Genomic DNA, 16829 nt, shown 5'->3' with positions numbered 1-16829 from the left:
TCGCAGACTCCGATGCGTTTCAATCTAGTCGCTGCCATCCTGCTGATCCTGGTCGGGCTGTTCATGCTCGCCACCAACCTCGGCTGGACCAACATGAACTTCACCCGCCTGCTCACCACCTGGTGGCCGGTCGGCCTGGTGGCGGTAGGCATCGGCATGCTGTTCGGCCGCGGCAAGTAAGCCACGGCCCTGGCGGTGCCGGTCCTGCCGGGCCGGCACGCCACGAATGATCAGGTACGCGGCAGGGTGACGCCGGTCTGGCCCTGGTACTTGCCGCCACGGTCCTTGTAGGACGTTTCGCAGATGTCGTCCTGGTCGGCCTGGAAGAACAACATCTGGGCAACGCCTTCGTTGGCGTAGATGCGCGCCGGCAGCGGCGTGGTGTTGCTGAATTCCAGGGTCACGTGGCCTTCCCACTCCGGCTCCAGCGGGGTCACGTTGACGATGATGCCGCAGCGCGCGTAGGTGCTCTTGCCCAGGCACACCACCAGCGTATCGCGCGGGATGCGGAAGAACTCCACCGTACGCGCCAGCGCGAAGCTGTTGGGCGGGATGATGCACTCATCGCCCACCACGTCGACGAAGCTCTTCGGGTCGAAGTGCTTGGGGTCCACGATGGTGGAATTGATGTTGGTGAAGACCTTGAATTCGCGCGAGCAACGCACGTCGTAGCCATAGCTGGACGTGCCATAGCTGACGATGCGCTCGCCGTTGGCCTGCTTTACCTGCCCGGCTTCGAACGGCTCGATCATGCCGTGCTGTTCGGACATGCGGCGGATCCAACGGTCACTCTTGATGCTCATGCTAAGTCCTGGCTGGGAGGGACGGGCGCGCGCCCGGGAGCTGATTCTACAGGCCCGACCCGCTCAGAGCAGCGAGGACAGGATCGGGATGGACGCGCGCGGACGCTTGGCCAGTTCCTCCAGCAGCCGGCTGGCGGCCTGCCGGTACGCCTGTGCTGCGGTGGACTCGGGCTGTGCGGCGGTGATCGGGGTACCGGCGTCGCCCTGCTCGCGGATGTCGATCTGCAGCGGCAGCGATCCCAGCAGCGGCACACCGTACTGCGCCGCCATCTTTTCCCCGCCACCGTGGCCGAACAGATGCTCCACGTGGCCGCAGTTGCTGCAGGTGTGCACGGCCATGTTTTCCACGATGCCCAGCACCGGCACTTCCACCTTCTCGAACATCTTCAGCGCCTTGCGTGCATCCAGGGTGGCGATGTCCTGCGGCGTGGTGACGATCACCGCGCCGGCCAGCGGAATCTTCTGGGTCAGGGTCAGCTGGATGTCACCGGTGCCCGGCGGCAGGTCGATCAGCAGTACGTCCAGGTCGTCCCACAGGGTGTCGTTGAAGAACTGGGTCATCGCCGAGGTGGCCATCGGCCCGCGCCAGATCATCGGCGTCTCGTCATCGATCAGGTAGCCGATCGACATGGTGTCCACGCCGAACGCGCGCGGCGGCTCGATGCTCTTGTTGTCCGGGCTTTCCGGACGGCCGGAAAGGCCCATCATCGCCGGCACCGACGGGCCGTAGATGTCCGCATCCAGCAGGCCCACGCGCACGCCCAGCTGCTGCAGCGCCACCGCCAGGTTCACCGAGGTGGTGCTCTTGCCGACCCCGCCCTTGCCCGAGCCCACCGCGACGACGTTGCGGATGCGCGCATGCGGGCTCAGTCCTTTCTGGACCTGGCTGGCGTGGGGGCGGCGTTGCGGGTTGTTCACTGCGGTGCTCCGGAATCTTAAAGACGGTCGGCTGCCATGATACAAGCCGGTGGGTCACGTGCCGCTCCTGCCCTGTGTGGCGTGCCGTCTTGATGCGGGCGCCGCCCTGCGTTTGCCGAGCCTGTCCGGCGAAGCCTCTTGCGCCCCGACATGACCTTCGACACCCTTGCAGGCTTGGCCGGAGGCGTATCGTCCGGCCTACAGCCCTCTGGGAACCTTCCCAGACATCACGCGGCCTGGAGGCCATACAAAAGTGACCCGTACTCCCAAGATCGTCCTGCTGACCCTGGCCGTTTCGGCCGCGCTGGTCGGCTGCGGCAAGAGCGAAACCCCGGCCAAGGAAGGCGCCGCCTCCACCCCGGCCGCCGCCACCGAAGCCCACACCTACACCCTGGACCAGGCCAAGCTGCCGGCGTACAACGCTTTCCAGCCCAGCGACCTGGACACCACGCTGGACGCGTGCACCGCCTTCGGCGACTACGTCAACAGCAAGTGGCTGGCCGCCAATGAAATCCCGGCCGACCGCACCAGCTGGGGCGCGTTCACCATCCTCGACGAGCGTTCGGTCGCCGCCCAGCACCAGCTGGCCGAGCAGGTCGCGCAGGTAAAGAACCCGAACCACATCGAAAAGGTGGTCGGTGACCTGTGGGCCACCGGCATGGACGAAGCCAAGATCAACGCGCAGGGCATCGAGCCGTTGAAGGCCGACCTGGCCGCCATCGACGCGTTGTCCGACAAGGCCGCCATCGCCGCCTACCTGCGTAACACCGCCGCCAAGGGTGAGAACGTGCTGTTCGGCTTCGGCGCCGAAGCGGACTTCAAGAACTCCGCGGTGAACATGGCCTACGCCAGCCAGGGCGGCCTGGGCCTGCCGGACAAGACCTTCTATACCGACGCGGCCAAGGCCGACAAGCTGCAGGCCTACCAGGCCCACGTGGCCAAGGTGCTGGAGCTGGCCGGCGTGCCGGCCGCCGACGCCGCCACCCAGGCAGCCGAGGTCATCAAGTTCGAAACCCGCCTGGCCAAGGCCTCCAAGTCCAGCGTCGAACTGTCGCGCGACGTCTCGCTGTACTACCACCCGGTCACCCTGGCCGAAGCCGATACCCTGACCCCGAACTTCAGCTGGACCGAGTTCTTCAAGAGCCAGGGCGTGGCCGCGCCGGAGAAGTTCTCGCTGGCCATCCCGGCCTTCCATGAGGAAGTCAGCAAGGCGCTGGGTGATACCGATCCGGCCGTGTGGCGCGCCTACCTGCGCTTCCACACCGTGGACAGCGCATCGCCGTACCTGAGCGATGCCTTCGCCAATGAGAACTATGCCTTCTACGGCAAGACCCTCAACGGCCAGAAGGAACAGAAGCCGCGTTGGAAGCGCGTGCTGGGCACCATCGAAAATGGTGCCGGCGAAGCGTTCGGCCAGCTGTACGTCAAGGTCGCCTTCTCGCCGGAAGCCAAGGCGAAGATGGAAACGCTGGTGAAGAACCTGGCCGATTCGCTCAAGGAGCGCATCCAGGGCCTGACCTGGATGAGCGATGAGACCAAGGCCAAGGCGATCGCCAAGTGGGAAACCTTCACCCCGAAGATCGGCTACCCGGACAAGTGGCGTGACTGGTCCGGCCTGGAAACCGGCCGTGACAGCTTCCTCGGCAACGTCCGCGCCGCCAACGCCTTCAACTACAAGTTCAACCTGGCCAAGGTCGGCCAGCCGGTGGACAAGACCGAGTGGGGCATGACCCCGCAGACCGTCAACGCCTACTACAACCCGCTGCAGAACGAGATCGTGTTCCCGGCCGCCATCCTGCAGCCGCCGTTCTTCGATCCCAACGCCGACGACGCGCTGAACTACGGCGGCATCGGTGCGGTGATCGGCCACGAGATGACCCATGGTTACGACGACCAGGGCAGCCGTTTCGGACCGACCGGCAACTTCGAGAACTGGTGGACCGAAGCGGACAGCAAGAACTTCTCCGGCCTGACCGGCAAGCTGGTCAAGCAGTTCAACGAGTACAAGGTGGATGGCCAGGCCGTCGATGGCAGCCTGACCCTGGGCGAGAACATCGCCGACCTGGGCGGCCTCGCAACCGCCTACGATGCGCTGCAGAAGGCATCGGCCGGCAAGGAAGATCCGAAGGTCGATGGCTTCACCCGCGACCAGCGCTTCTTCTTCAACTGGGCCACCGTGTGGCGCACCAAGTACACCCCGGAGAACGCCAAGGTCCGCCTGGCCACCGATCCGCACGCACCGGCGCAGTTCCGCGCGATGGGCGCGCCGTCGAACCTGCCGACCTTCGCCGCCGCGTTCCAGTGCAAGGCCGGCTCGCCGATGTCGCGCGCTGGCGATGCCAAGGTCGTGATCTGGTAAGCCACGGCTGAAGCCGCGTTGAAAGCGAGGCCCGGGGAAACCCGGGCCTCTTCGTTGGTGATGCCGGCCGCGGGGTGACCGGCGCTGGCATGCATGCCGTGCACATGCCCGGCTTGCTATAGTTCGCCCGCCCTTAATCCATCATGGATTTGCTCTACATGCCCACTCTTCGTCCGCTTGCCATCTCCCTGGGCGTCAGCCTGGCCATGCTGGTTCCCGTCCACGATGCGCTCGCCGCCAAGAAGAAGGCCGCACGTGCGCCGGCCGTCAGCGCGCAGTGCACCGATTTCCACGACGCGGCCAATGCCGCCTGGCTGAAGGCCAACCCGGTTCCGCAGACCGGCGCCACCACCGCGCTGGGGCAACTGGTCGAGCGCAGCCGCCTGCAGCAGCGCGAACTGCTGGACGGCGCCATGGCCAGCCCGCAGGGCAACGTGCAGAAGCTGCTCGGCGACTTCTGGGCCAGCGGCCTGGATGAAGCGGCGGTGGAAGCCGATGGCTCCAACCCGATCGCCCCGCTGCTGACCCGCATCAATGCGATCAAGCGCGCCAAGGATGTCCCCGCTTCGATCGCCGCCCTGCACCAGGTCGGTATCCCGGTGGCGTTCAACTTCAGCCCGGACGTTGACCTGAAGGCGCTGGACCGCCACATCGGCTACTTCATGCAGGGCGGCATGGGCCTGCCGGACCCGGCCTTCTACACCCGCACCGACGCCGACACCGTCGCGGTGATGGGCCGCTACCGCGCCTACGTCAAGCAGATCCTGGCGCTGACCGGCACCCCTGCGGCCAAGCTGGATACCGAGGTCGCCTCGGTGATCGCGCTGGAAACCGAGCTGGCGCGCAATGCGCAGTCGCTGGCCGACCTCAACAACCCGTTCCGCAACTACGCGCCGATCTCCACCCGCGACCTCAACGGCCGCTACAAGAACCTGCAGCTGGACGCGTTCCTGAAGGTGCAGGGCGTCAACGACGACCTGGTGTCGCTGTCCGACGCCGCGCTGTTCCAGGCGCTGGACGGCATGGTCACCCGGATCAAGCCGGACCAGTGGAAGGCCTACCTGCGCTGGCGCGTGGGCGATGCGATGGCACCGTACCTGTCCAAGGCCTACCGTGACGCCGAGTTCGAATTCCGTGGCCGCGTGCTGCGTGCACAGACCCTGCCCGCCCCGCGCTGGGAGCAGGTCCTGGATGCGATCAACGTCGCCGCCGGTCCGATGCTCGGCCGCGAGTACGCCGCCAAGCACCTGAGCGCCGAAGATCGCCGCCAGGCGGCCTGGATCATCGACAAGCTGCGCGAAACGCAGATCGAAGCGGTCAAGCGCAGCACCTGGCTGAGCGCCGAAGCCAAGGCCGAAGCGGAAGCCAAGCTGGGCGCGTTGAAGATCGAGATCGGCACCCCGCTGCGCGACCTGGATTACAGCGTGCAGCCGATGGGCCGCGGCAGCTTCGGCGGCAACATGCTGATCGCTTCCACCTGGCGCCACCGCGAGGAAATGAAGCGCATCGGCCGCGGCAACGCAGACCGTCGCTGGGACGTGCTGCCGCAGCAGCCGTCGCTGGCGTATGACCTGGCGCAGAACCGCCTGATCGTCACCGCCGCCGCCCTGCAGGACCCGATCTTCAACGCCCAGTCCAGCGCGGCCAACAAGTTCGGCAGCTACGGCGCACTGGTCGGCCATGAGCTGACCCGTGCGATCGACGCCAAGGGCGCGCTGATCGACGCACGTGGCGAACTGCGCAGCTGGTGGACCCCGGCCGACAAGACCGCCTGGACCCTGCTCGGCACGCGCATGGCCACGCAGTACAGCGCCTACGATTTCCCGGGCGTGAAGGGTGCCAAGGTCAACGGCACGCTCACTGCGGACAACAATCTGGCCGACCTGGCCGGGCTGGAACTTGCCTGGGAGGCCTACCGCGCCGTCGAAGCCAACGCCAAGCCGGCCGACCAGCAGGGCTTTTTCACCGCCTGGGCCGCCCTGTGGCCGCAGCAGCTGTCGCCCAACGAGGCGGCCGCACGTGCCAGCATGGATATCGAAGCGCCGGGCAAGTGGCGTACCAATGGCCCGCTGGCCAACCTGCCGGCCTTCGGCGCCAGCTTCACCTGCAAGCCGGGCCAGCCGATGCAGCGTACCGACGCCGAACAGATCCGCGTCTGGCGTTGAGTTGCCTGCTCTTGCAGCAGCAGAAAGGGCGCCCGCAGGGGCGCCCTTTTTTCGTGGCCGATGCAGCGTCAGCGTGTCAGAAGTCGTACGAGGCGGTCAGCCGGACCGAGCGCGGTGCGGTGAAGTAGGTGCCGATGCCGTAGATGTTGGACACGGTGTAGGGGCCCTCTTGGTACTTGGCTTCGGACTGCAGCGGGCGGCGCTGGTTGAGCACGTTGAACACATCCAGCCCGAACGCGAGCTGCTTCTGCGCAAACGCTGGGCGATACATCACGCCGAGGTCGAGGCGGGCCGTCCACGGCTGACGACCGGCATCGCCAGGACGCGACGGGCTGCCATTGCAGTAGTGGTATGACGATCCGTATCTGATCGGGTCACTTTCATCGGCTCCGTAGTAACCCAGGCAGGTTTTCGGCGCACCGGACATCACCCGCAGCGTGGCCGATGCCGTCCATTCGTCGGTGAACTGGTACGCGCCGTAGCCCTTCAGCTGGTGTCGACGGTCGTTGGCCAGGTAGCCTCCGGCGTACTCCATCAGGTACGACGAATCCCAGTCCTGGGTCTTGGACACATCCTTCTGGCCCAGGTCCGACTTCACCTGGCCTTCGGTGTTGCCGAAGTTGCGCGACCAGGTGTAGTCCACGCGGCCGTACCAGTTGTTGCGCATCGGGTGCTCGACGAACAGGTCAACCGCCACGTAGTCACGCTTGGCCTTCTGCCCGCCCAGTCCCCAATCGGCACCGCTCATGCTCACCGGGACGTAGCCCGACCCGTCGCGCTTCTTCACCAGGAAGGTATTGGTCTTGCCCGGATTGAAGATCACGCAGCCGGGCAGATCCAGTGCGCTGGAATCCACGCCCATCGCGTCCAGCTTGTCGCTGATGCGGCCGGCATCGCAGGTGTCGTCGATCGCGGTCTGCAGACGACGGTAGGTCGCCTTGGCACCGCTGTTCCAGGAATCGCCGAGGGTCTTTTCGAAGCCCAGGATCAGCTCGTCCTGGAACTGCGACTTCAGGTCCGACGGCGCCACGCTGCGCGGGTCCGGGGTCTGCCCATATTCATTGTTGGACGATACCGGGCCCGGTCCCAGCGCGGTCAGGCCGGTCGGGTTGCCGTTGGCATCGATGCCGCTGTAGGTGAAATACTCCCGGGTATAGGTCGACGCCGATGCACCGCGGATGGCCACGCTGTTGGGCAGCGCCAGGTAGTAGCGCCCCAGGTTGGCGAACACCTTCAGCGAGGAATCGCCGAACACATCCCACGCCGCGCCCAGCCGCGGGGCCCACTGGTCACCACTTTCCACATAAGCGGCACCGGCGCTGTTGTAGTTGGTGAACTTGTCGTTGCGCAGGCCCAGCGTCAGCAGCCAGTCCGGCGTCACCTGCCAGCGGTCTTCCAGGTAATACGCTTTCTGCTGCAGTGACATGCTGGTGGTGCTGGAGAAGATGTACTTCTGCACGAAGTAGCCGTCACCGCCGGGCGGGGTGATGCCGAAGCCCGGCGCAGGCGAAGAGCCCGGGGCGATGCGCGAATAGATCCAGGCATGGCCCGGCCCGGTCATGGCCTGGCCTTCGTTGCTGGCGTTGAACGTCATGTTGTCGATGCCGGCGGTGAGCTCGTGGTCCCCGATGCGGTACTGCAGGTCCACGCGCAGGCCGCGTGTACTGCTGCCCGCATTGGATGCCTTGTCATTGATCGCAACCTGGTCGTTGCGGATCGGCCTGCCGCCGGTGATCGCGGGATCCTGGTTGTTGGCGCCGCTGATGAACGGGTTGGACGAATCCAGCGGGTTCGCGTCCAGATTGCGCTGCCTGCTGCGCCCCCACAGCGCACTCAGCGTCAGGTCATCGCTGAGGTAGCTGGTGAACTTGAAGATGTCGTAGTTGTCTTTCAGCTTGGTGGTGTTGGCGAACGTGCCGGTGCGTTCTCCCTCGCTGCGGGTCGCGTAGTCGTAGCTGCGGTGGTAGGCATCGTAGCGATCCGTGTTCTGGATGCGGGTGTACTCCAGCGTGTTGCTGTCGTTGATGTTCCAGTCGATCTTGCCGTAGAACTTCGGCGCATCGATGGTGTAATGGCGCTTCACCTGCTGTGCCGATTCGATGCTGTGGGTCAGGACGCCGCTGGACTTGTCGACCTCGCCAGCCACGTGCACGAACAGCCGGTCCTCGATCAGCGGGCCGCTGACGTAGCCGCTGTAGGTGGTGCGGTCAGCGCCATCGCCCCGCCGCGAACGGTACAGCGAACCGGGAAGGGTCGGATCCTCCAGTTGGTACCCCGCCGGCAGGGCACGGTCCGGGTAGAGGATGTCGCGCGGCGATTCGGCCAGCGCTGCCGGTTGCCAGGTGGTCTGCACCCCGAAGCGCCACTGGTTGGTACCGCGCTTGCCGAGCTGGTTGATCACCCCGCCGGTGGAGCGTCCGTAACTGGCACCGTAGCCGCCGGTGAAGGTTTCCTGCTGGTCGATCGAACCGTAGGGCAGGCTCAGGCCACCGATGTTGTTCAGTGGATTGGTGGCGTTGAATCCGTTGAGGTAGTACGCGTTTTCGGTGACGCTGGCGCCGCCGAAGGACAGCGACGAACGCGAACCGTTGAGGAACGCCCCACTGCCGGCGACCACGCCCGGCGCCAGCAGCGCGATCGCTTCGGCACTACGGCCCAGCGGCAGCACATCCAGCTGTTCGGAGGTGATCACCGAGCGCGAGACGGTGTTGGTGACATCGATCTTCGGCAGCTGGGCTGCCGTCACGGTCACGGTTTCCAGCGTGGTGGCCGCCGTTTCAGCGAAGGAAACATCGGTGCCGGCGCCGACCTTCAGCTGCACGTTGTCGCGCTGCTGCACCACTTTGCCATCGCGCTGCAGGGTTACCGTGTACTTGCCGACCGGCAGTGAGCCGAGTGTGTAACGGCCGTTGGCATTCACCTCCACGGTGCGCTTCAGGCCGCTGTCGCTCTCCACGATGATCGAGGCGCCCGCAGCGCCCGGTGCGCTGCCGTAGAGGGAGCCGGTGGTGCTCTGTGCGGAGGCCGCGCCGATGATCGACATCAGGGCCACGACGATGCTGGTGCGCTTCAATGATGCGGCCCGCTTCATGCTGCTCATGCAAACTCCTTGTCCAAAGGGAAGCAGGCCGCGGGTCACCGCAGATCTGCGCCTCAAGTTGAACAAGCAGCTGAACGGTAAGCCTACAAAGAACGCGACATGACCGTGTTTCAGGGCTGATATCGCCGTGCACTGCCGTGATCAGCGCGGGTTCCGCACGAACAGCGCACGAACAAGAAACCGGCGCGATGTCATTCACGACCCTCGTCCTGGCCGTCCTGCGCGTCCAGCATCCCGCGGTAGGCCACGATCCGCCCCACCACCGGCGCGGCGATTTCCACGTCGAAGGCGAAGCGGCCGTCCACCTCGGTTTCGAAACTGTTGCCGCCGGGCAGCAGCCATCGCGGCAACGGCACGCCCCACACCGACCAGCGCCGCGGCAGCAACTGCAGCCGACCGCCGTCCACCACCAGCGCCAGCGCGACGTCGATCACCCCGAAGCGCTCGACCAGCAGCGCCTCGTTGCGGCCCACGCCCGTGGTCTGCAGCGAAGAAAACGTTCTGCCCGCGAAGCGCCGCGTCCAGCGCTCGCCGCCGGCCTCATCGGTGAACGCCACGACGACCGGCACCTGCTCGCCCGCCGCGGGAAACCCGAACACCGCTGCCAACAACCGCGACAATACCCCGCTGCCGCGCTCCACGCGCGCCGTGCCATGCCAGCGCTTGGCTGCCGAAGGCGCGTGCAGTGCCTGCACGCTCGCCGGCAGTGTGGCATACGCGCTGCCCAGCACGCGCTGGTAAAGGCTGGCACCGGGCAGCTCCCGGCGGAAGCCGGTGTGGATGCTGCGCCCTTCAAACAGCTGTTCATAGTCCGCCAGCTCCAGCGCATGCGTGGCCGCCCGCGCACCCGGCGCAGGGCGCTGCCCCTGCAGCAGCTTGCGGATGATCGCCTCGATGGCCATCGACGGAATATAGGGACCATCATCGCCCTCGGCCAGCAGGTGCCAGCTCTGCAGGACCGCCACCCCATCGCGCCGTCCGGTGGCGCGCACGATCATGCCGCCACGGTGCTCGCCGAACTTCATCCGGTTCAACACCCGGTAGAACAGCGGAGACAGCGGTTGCAGCGAAGGCAGGCGCAGCTGGTGACGTGCCTTGGCCAGCAGGTTGAGCATCCGGTGCAGCACGTCGGGCACCGGTCCGGCGCCGATCCAGATATCGGTCATGGCGGGGTGTTCGGGCGGCAGCACCTGCAGGTCCGGCACCTCCACCAGCGAATAACGCAGGTTGCGCAGCGGCACCCTGCCCGGCACCGCCACGGTGAAACGGCGGCTCTCGGCCAGGCCGATGCCGTGTGCATCGTGACCATCGCGACGCAGCTTCACCGGTGCACCCGCATAGCCCACCACCGCGCGCATGACGTTCAGGCCGATGCCGGCGTAGGGCGACGGCGCAATGCCGGCTTCCACGCTGACGATGTCCATGCACTGGGCCATCTGCCGCAGCACGGCGGCGGTCAGCACCGGGAAACTGCTGACCCCGGACAACACGAACACCCCGGCCGCCCTGGCCTGCGCATCGTAGCGGCCGACGCCGGCAACGAAGTCCGCTGCATCGGCGAAGTCCAGGTAATCAGTGCCCGCCGCGATGCAGGCTTCGATGGCCGCGTAGCACTGCCCACCGTAGGCCTGGAACGGTCCGGAGGCATCCACCACCAGGTCAGGGTGCTCCTGCTGCAGGGTGGGCGCCAGCGCGCGCCGATCCAGCTGCAGCGGCCGCACCCGTGCCTGGCCGACGAACGCATGGCAGAAGGCCGTTGCCGCGGCCAGGTTGCGCCCCCCGATCAGCAGTTCCATTGCGGGAAGGTCGGCCAGCAGCTGCGCCAGCCGCCCGCCGAACACACCGTAGCCCCCGAGGATGAGAATCTTCACCTGCGTTCCGTCCGTGTCCGCGTTGCCGACAGGGTAGCGTGCCGGCGCCCCGGTCGAGCACGATCCGCGATTAACATCGGCCGTGCTATCGGTGCACGCTCGTCCCTTCGGGAGCACCACCATGGTCCACAAGAACACGGTCTGCATCTGGTACGACAACGGCGCGCTGGACGCGGCCAGCTTCTACGCGGAGACCTTCCCGGACAGCGAGGTGATCGCCGTCCACCATGCGCCCGGCGACTTTCCATCGGGCAGCCAGGGCGATGTGCTGACCGTGGAGTTCAGCGTCTGCGGGCTGCCCTGCGTCGGCCTCAATGGGGGCCCCGCCTTCCGGCAGACCGAAGCGTTCTCGCTGCAGGTTTCCACCGAAGACCAGGCCGAGACCGACCGGCTGTGGAATGCCATCGTCGGCAACGGCGGCCAGGAAAGCGCATGCGGCTGGTGCAAGGACCGCTGGGGCGTGTCCTGGCAGATCACCCCGCGCATCCTGCTCGAAGCGGTGACCAGTACGGACAAGGCGCTGGCCAAGCGTGCCTTCGACGCCATGATGACCATGCACAAGATCGACATCGCCACCATCGAGGCCGCCATCGGCCAGCCCCGGTAGTGACGGCCGCTGGCCGTCAACCCGATCATCCCGGTAGTGACGGCCGCTGGCCGTCAACCCCATCATCCCGCACGTGACGGCCAGCGGCCGTCACTACCCGCGCGTCTTACTTGATCGAGCGCAGGTGGTTCGGCCGCTTCGGCGGGCCCGGTGGGCGCGGCTTGAACGGCGGCTGGCCGCGCCAGTAGCGGATCAGCAGCCAGCCGAACAACATGCCGCCCAGGTGCGCGAAGTGGGCCACGCCCGGCTGCCAGCCGGTGGCGCCCAATACCAGTTCACCCACACCGAACAGGATCACGAAGGTGCGTGCCTTCATCGGGATCGGCGGGAACAGCAGCATCACCCGCTGGTTCGGGAACAGCATGCCGTAGGCCAGCAACAGACCAAATACGCCGCCGGAGGCACCCAGCACCGTGGCCGGATTCTCCATCAGGCTGCCCACCAGCAACTGGCACAGGCCGGCGCCGGCCACGCAGACCAGGTAGTAGATCAGGAAGCGCTTCTCGCCCCAGGTCTGCTCCAGCGGCGCACCGAACATGAAGACGGCGAGCATGTTGAAGAACAGATGGCCGAAGCTGCCATGCAGGAAACCATAGGTCAGCAGCTGCCACGGCTGGAAATTGCCGCCGGGCGAAAAGGCATCGAAGCTGCCCTGCAGCGGTTGCAGCATGAACGGTGCGAAGGTCGCATCGCCCAGCAGGAACGGCTGCTGCAGCAGGAACAGGATCGCGTTGGCGATCAGCAACGCCTTGGTAACGGTGGGCAGTCGCGGAAGCATGGGGGCATCCTCTGGAACGGTCTCCATCATAACGGCAGCGCCCATGGATGGCGTTGCCCTCGCCGCCCACGCGTTCAGCCCGCCGGCGTGCTCAGCGCGGCCCCCAGATCTCCGCATCCAGCGCCTTGGCCGGATCCAGCGCCGGCATCCGCACGCGTCCCCGTTCCACCACCACGCCTTCGGCGCGAAGGCGCTGGCTCTGCTCGCGCCAGCCGCGCGATCCCTCCGGCATGGCGATGCGGCCATCCGCGCGCAGCACCCGGTGCCACGGCAGCTGCGGATCATCGTTCATGCCCAGCACGCGCGCGGTCAGCCGCGCCCTGCCCGGTAATCCCGCACGCGCGGCGACCTGCCCGTAGCCCATCACCTGCCCGGCCGGAATGGCACGGATCACCGCCAGGATGCGCTCGCGCGCCTGCTCCGGGGTCAGCGCCGCAGGCGGGTCACCAGCAGCACCCCGCACAGCACCAGCACGGTGCCGGCGATCTGCGCCGGGCCCATCGGTTCGTCGAGCAGCCATAGACTCATCACGATCGTGGAAACCGGTCCGAGCATACCGACCTGCGCGGCCAGCGACGAGCCGATGCGCTTGACCGCCAGCATGATGGCCATCACCGGCAGCACCGTACAAACCGTCGCGTTGACCAGCGACAGCCACTGCACCGGTGCCGGCGCCTGCCACAGCAGCGGCCATGGATGGGTCAGCCCGAAATGCAGCAGCACCAGCACGCAGGCCACGCAGCTGGCCTGTGCGGTCAGCCGCACCGCGCCGATCCGCGCCACTACCTGGCCGCTGCCGAACAGATACAGCGCATAGCTGATCGCGCTGCCCAGCACCAGCAGGCTGCCGAGCACGATCTGCCCGCCTTCGCGCTGCAGGTCGTGACCGAATGCCACCAGCACGCCTGCATAGCTGAGCGCCAGCGCGGCCAGTTGCCAGCGGCCCGGGCGTTGTCGCGCCAGCAGTACGTTGATCAGCAGCACCAGGGTCGGGTTGAGGTACAGGATCAGCCGTTCCAGCGTCACGCTGATGTACTGCAAGCCTTGGAAATCCAGCCAGCTGGACAGGTAATAGCCGGTGAAACCCAGCCACAGGATGCGTGCACGGTCAGCCCAGTCCAGCGATGCGGCGCGGCGTGACGACCACCAGGCCAGCAGCAGGAACAACGGAAACGCCATCGCCATGCGCAGCGCCAGCAACGTGGTCGGATCCACGCCATGGCGAAGGCCCAACTTGACGATGATCGCCTTGCCGGACGCTGCCACCGCGCCGATCGCGGCCAGCCCGATGCCCCCCAGCGCGATGCGGGTGGACGAGGTGGCGAGGGACGAAGGAGCGCTCATGCAGCGCCCCATTATCGCATGGGTGCGTGCCGTGCATTTCGTGGTGCCGACCTTGGCCGGCACCGCGTGCTCAGCCCCGCATCAGCACGATTTCTTCCGACGAGGTGGGATGGATCGCCACGGTGTCGTCGAACTGCGCCTTGGTCGCGCCCATCTTCACCGCCACCGCGAATCCCTGCAGGATCTCGTCGGCCGCCTCGCCCAGCAGGTGCACGCCGACCACCCGTTCATCGGCGCCCACGCAGACCAGCTTGAACATGCTGCGCTGGGTCCCGTCGGCCAGCGCCTGCAGCATCGGCCTGAAATTACTGTGGTAAGTGCGCACATCGCCATGCTGGGCGCGCGCCTCCTCTTCACCCAGTCCCACCATGCCCAGCGGCGGATGCGAGAACACCACACTCGGCACGTTCGCGTAGTCCATCCTGGCGTCCGGCTTGCCGCCGAACAGCCGGTCCATCAGATGCCGCGCAGCGGCGATCGCCACCGGCGTCAGGCCCACCTTGCCGCCGATGTCACCCACCGCGTGGATGCTGGGCACGGAGGTGTCCTGCCACTCATCGACAATCACTTCGCCGCGCTCGCCCACGGCAACCCCGACCTGCTCCAGGCCGATATCCGACGAGTTGCCGCGCCGGCCGATCGCGAAGAACACCGTATCGAACACGCTGTCCAGCGGACCATCATGGCCCAGCACGCGCACGCGCTGGCCATCATCGTCACGCTGCAGCTCGCGCAGGCGGTAGTTGAAGTGGATGCGCACGCCCTGGTGGCACAGGTTGTCGGCCAGCTGCGCGGCCAGTTCACCATCGAAGCGGTCCAGCAGCCGGCCACCCCGCACCAGCAGGGTGACCCGGCTGCCCAGCGCCTGCAGCAGCCCGGCCAGCTCCACCGCGATATAGCCGCCGCCGACGATGGCCACCTGCGCCGGTGCGTCGCACAGGTTGAAGAAATCATCCGAGACCAGGCCCAGTTCCGCACCGGGAATGTCCGGGCGCTGCGAATGCGCACCGGTGGCCAGCAGGATGTGTTCACCGCTGATGCGCACTCCGTCGCTGCACTCCACCGTGTGCGCATCCACCAGTCGCCCGCGGCGCGGCACGCGCACCACGCCGGTCTCGTCCAGGCGCTTGCGGTAGCTGACGTGGATGTTCTCGATATAGCCCTGGCGGTGCACCACCAGTTCCTTCCAGGACAGCGCCGGACGCAGCGGCACATCGAACCCCATCGCGCGTGCCAGCCCGATCCGTCCGGCCAGGTCGGCGGCCAGCCACATGGCTTTCTTCGGCACGCAGCCGACGTTGACACAGGTGCCGCCCAGCTCGCCGGGCTCCAGCATCGCCACCTTCCTGCCGTGCTGTGCCGCGCGGAAGGCAGCGGCCAGGCCGCCGGATCCGCCGCCGAGGACGATCAGGTCGTAGTCATGCGCAGTGCTTGTCATCGGGTTCGCTCGCGTCGTTGCGTCAACAGGTGGTACCAGCGCAAAGCATGCCATGAGCAGCCGCGCGCCAGACGTGACGATGCCGGATCAGGGCGTCTGCTGCGTGCGCCGCAGCGGCGGCCAGCGCAGGTAGGTCATCGCCCGCCACAGCCACTCCATCGGGCCATACCGGAAGCGTGCCAGCCACAGGTGGCTGATGCCCACCTGCAGCGAGAACAGGGCCACGGCGAACACCAGCTGCCACGCACGCGGCAGCTGTTCGAAAAAGCCAAGGCCATAGCCGAAGAACAGCCACGTACACAGCAGCGATTGCAGCAGGTAGTGGGTCAGCGCCATGCGCCCGGGGGCGGCCAGCCAGCCCAGCGCGTGCCGCGCCTGCACGATCCAGCCGAGGTAGCCCAGGGCCATCAACAGGCTGGCAACCGCCGCCATCGCATACGACAGACCGGTCCGCACGGTGAACTCGCCGGGCGCCAGATAGGGATGCCACGCGGCACTGGCCAGCATCAGCACCACGCCCACCGGCATCGCGATCCAGCGCAGCCGCGCATACAAGGACGCAAAGCGCGCAGGGTCGGCCAACGCACCGCTGCGCCCGAACCACGCGCCGATCAGGAACATGCCGAAGATTTCCGGCCCGGTGATCAGGATCCCGCCAACCATGTGCCGCAGGTCGGCCAACCGCTGCACGTTGGCCTGTGCCCAGCTTCCCTGGCCATACGCCAGCCGCTGCGCTTCGATGACCTCCTGCGCCGCACGCATGCTGCCCGCGCTGTCCAGCGGGCTGCCACCGCTCGCCGCCGCCCACACCAGCAGCGCGAACAGCAGGCTGAGCCCCACCGCGAAGGCATACACCAGCGCGCCCATCGCCGGCAGCATCGACACGGGCCAGCGCCGCGTGCCCAGCAACAGGAAGGACAGCAGCGCATACACCAGCAGGATATCGCCGGACCACACCAGCAGCGCGTGGCAGGCGCCGATCAGCAGCAGCGCGACGCTGCGGCGCAGGTAGATCGGGGTGAAGTCCCGCCCGGCGCCCTGTGCACGCTGGGCCATCACCGCGAAGCCGGCGCCGAACAGCAACGAGAACAACAGGAAGAACTTGCCCTGCACCAACACATACACCAGCGCGTCGGCGAGGTAATCAATGCCGTGCCAGTGCGGATCCACGCCGGTGAACGACAGGTCCAGCGGGCCGGTGAACGCTTCGATGTTCATCAGCAGGATGCCGAACAGGGCGGCGCCACGCAGGATGTCCATCACGGTGATGCGGTCGGCGGTGTTCAGCGGTTGCAGGGCGGAAGGTGCGCTGGTCACGGGGGATCCGGGGGTGCGGGGCGACATTATGCGGTGGGGGTGGGTCGAACGGGTGTGACCCCCTCGCGGGTGGCTTCTGTTTCTTTATCTGGTGGGGGGCCGGGCGGTGGGGCTGGTCGGGGGACGGCA

General features: G+C 66.9%; 13 protein-coding genes. 4 read left to right on the top strand and 9 right to left on the bottom strand.

Features of this window, described 5'->3' with window-relative positions:
* The first annotated feature begins 12 nt into the window (after window positions 1-12).
* Window positions 13-180, top strand: coding sequence for a DUF5668 domain-containing protein (locus QE373_RS06125; RefSeq protein WP_042614080.1), 168 nt, complete (start codon window positions 13-15; stop codon window positions 178-180).
* A 50-nt stretch (window positions 181-230) separates the two neighbouring features.
* On the opposite strand, the gene dcd is transcribed toward QE373_RS06125, so the two are convergent.
* Window positions 231-803: a dCTP deaminase gene (dcd, locus tag QE373_RS06120; RefSeq protein ID WP_042614081.1), complete on the bottom strand. Its 573-nt coding sequence runs from the start codon at window positions 801-803 to the stop codon at window positions 231-233.
* A 63-nt stretch (window positions 804-866) separates the two neighbouring features.
* Window positions 867-1721, bottom strand: a complete 855-nt coding sequence (gene apbC / locus QE373_RS06115; protein ID WP_309684675.1) for an iron-sulfur cluster carrier protein ApbC — start codon at window positions 1719-1721, stop codon at window positions 867-869.
* Between the two features lie 253 nt (window positions 1722-1974).
* Here apbC and QE373_RS06110 point away from each other — a divergent pair, with 253 nt between their 5' ends.
* Together QE373_RS06110 and QE373_RS06105 are read left to right on the top strand one after the other, a co-directional pair.
* Window positions 1975-4080 (top strand): M13-type metalloendopeptidase, encoded by a 2106-nt coding sequence (locus QE373_RS06110; protein WP_309684672.1) that lies wholly within the window; start codon window positions 1975-1977, stop codon window positions 4078-4080.
* Window positions 4081-4238: 158 nt separating this feature from the next.
* The gene (locus QE373_RS06105; RefSeq protein WP_309684670.1) at window positions 4239-6245 is read left to right on the top strand and encodes a M13 family metallopeptidase; all 2007 of its coding nucleotides are present in this window, start codon (window positions 4239-4241) and stop codon (window positions 6243-6245) included.
* A gap of 76 nt (window positions 6246-6321) precedes the next feature.
* On the opposite strand, the gene QE373_RS06100 is transcribed toward QE373_RS06105, so the two are convergent.
* Together QE373_RS06100 and QE373_RS06095 are read right to left on the bottom strand one after the other, a co-directional pair.
* On the bottom strand, window positions 6322-9345 hold the full coding sequence (locus QE373_RS06100; protein ID WP_309684668.1) for a carboxypeptidase regulatory-like domain-containing protein: 3024 nt from the start codon (window positions 9343-9345) through the stop codon (window positions 6322-6324).
* Between the two features lie 191 nt (window positions 9346-9536).
* The gene (locus tag QE373_RS06095; protein ID WP_309684665.1) at window positions 9537-11216 is read right to left on the bottom strand and encodes a DUF4166 domain-containing protein; all 1680 of its coding nucleotides are present in this window, start codon (window positions 11214-11216) and stop codon (window positions 9537-9539) included.
* 121 nt (window positions 11217-11337) lie between these two features.
* Here QE373_RS06095 and QE373_RS06090 point away from each other — a divergent pair, with 121 nt between their 5' ends.
* Entirely contained in the window at window positions 11338-11823 is a 486-nt protein-coding gene (locus tag QE373_RS06090; protein ID WP_309684662.1) for a VOC family protein, read from the top strand.
* Window positions 11824-11929: 106 nt separating this feature from the next.
* Here the strand turns inward: QE373_RS06090 and QE373_RS06085 are convergent, their stop codons facing one another.
* From QE373_RS06085 to QE373_RS06065, 5 genes are all read right to left on the bottom strand, one after another.
* Window positions 11930-12601, bottom strand: a complete 672-nt coding sequence (locus QE373_RS06085) for a rhomboid family intramembrane serine protease (protein ID WP_057687273.1) — start codon at window positions 12599-12601, stop codon at window positions 11930-11932.
* 91 nt (window positions 12602-12692) lie between these two features.
* Window positions 12693-13064, bottom strand: a complete 372-nt coding sequence (locus tag QE373_RS06080) for an MGMT family protein (protein WP_309684655.1) — start codon at window positions 13062-13064, stop codon at window positions 12693-12695.
* Window positions 13028-13945, bottom strand: coding sequence for a DMT family transporter (locus QE373_RS06075; protein WP_309684652.1), 918 nt, complete (start codon window positions 13943-13945; stop codon window positions 13028-13030). Before QE373_RS06075 ends, QE373_RS06080 begins: the two co-directional genes overlap by 37 nt.
* Before the next feature lie 70 nt (window positions 13946-14015).
* Complete coding sequence (gene gorA / locus QE373_RS06070; protein ID WP_309684649.1) at window positions 14016-15383, bottom strand: glutathione-disulfide reductase; 1368 nt, start codon at window positions 15381-15383, stop codon at window positions 14016-14018.
* A gap of 87 nt (window positions 15384-15470) precedes the next feature.
* The gene (locus tag QE373_RS06065; protein WP_309684647.1) at window positions 15471-16727 is read right to left on the bottom strand and encodes a DUF418 domain-containing protein; all 1257 of its coding nucleotides are present in this window, start codon (window positions 16725-16727) and stop codon (window positions 15471-15473) included.
* Window positions 16728-16829: the final 102 nt, after the last annotated feature.

The organism is Stenotrophomonas sp. SORGH_AS_0321 (assembly GCF_031453215.1).
Classification (GTDB): Bacteria; Pseudomonadota; Gammaproteobacteria; order Xanthomonadales; family Xanthomonadaceae; genus Stenotrophomonas; species Stenotrophomonas chelatiphaga.
Note: the sequence above shows the minus strand (reverse complement) of the source record. Positions and strands in the feature narration are given on the sequence as shown.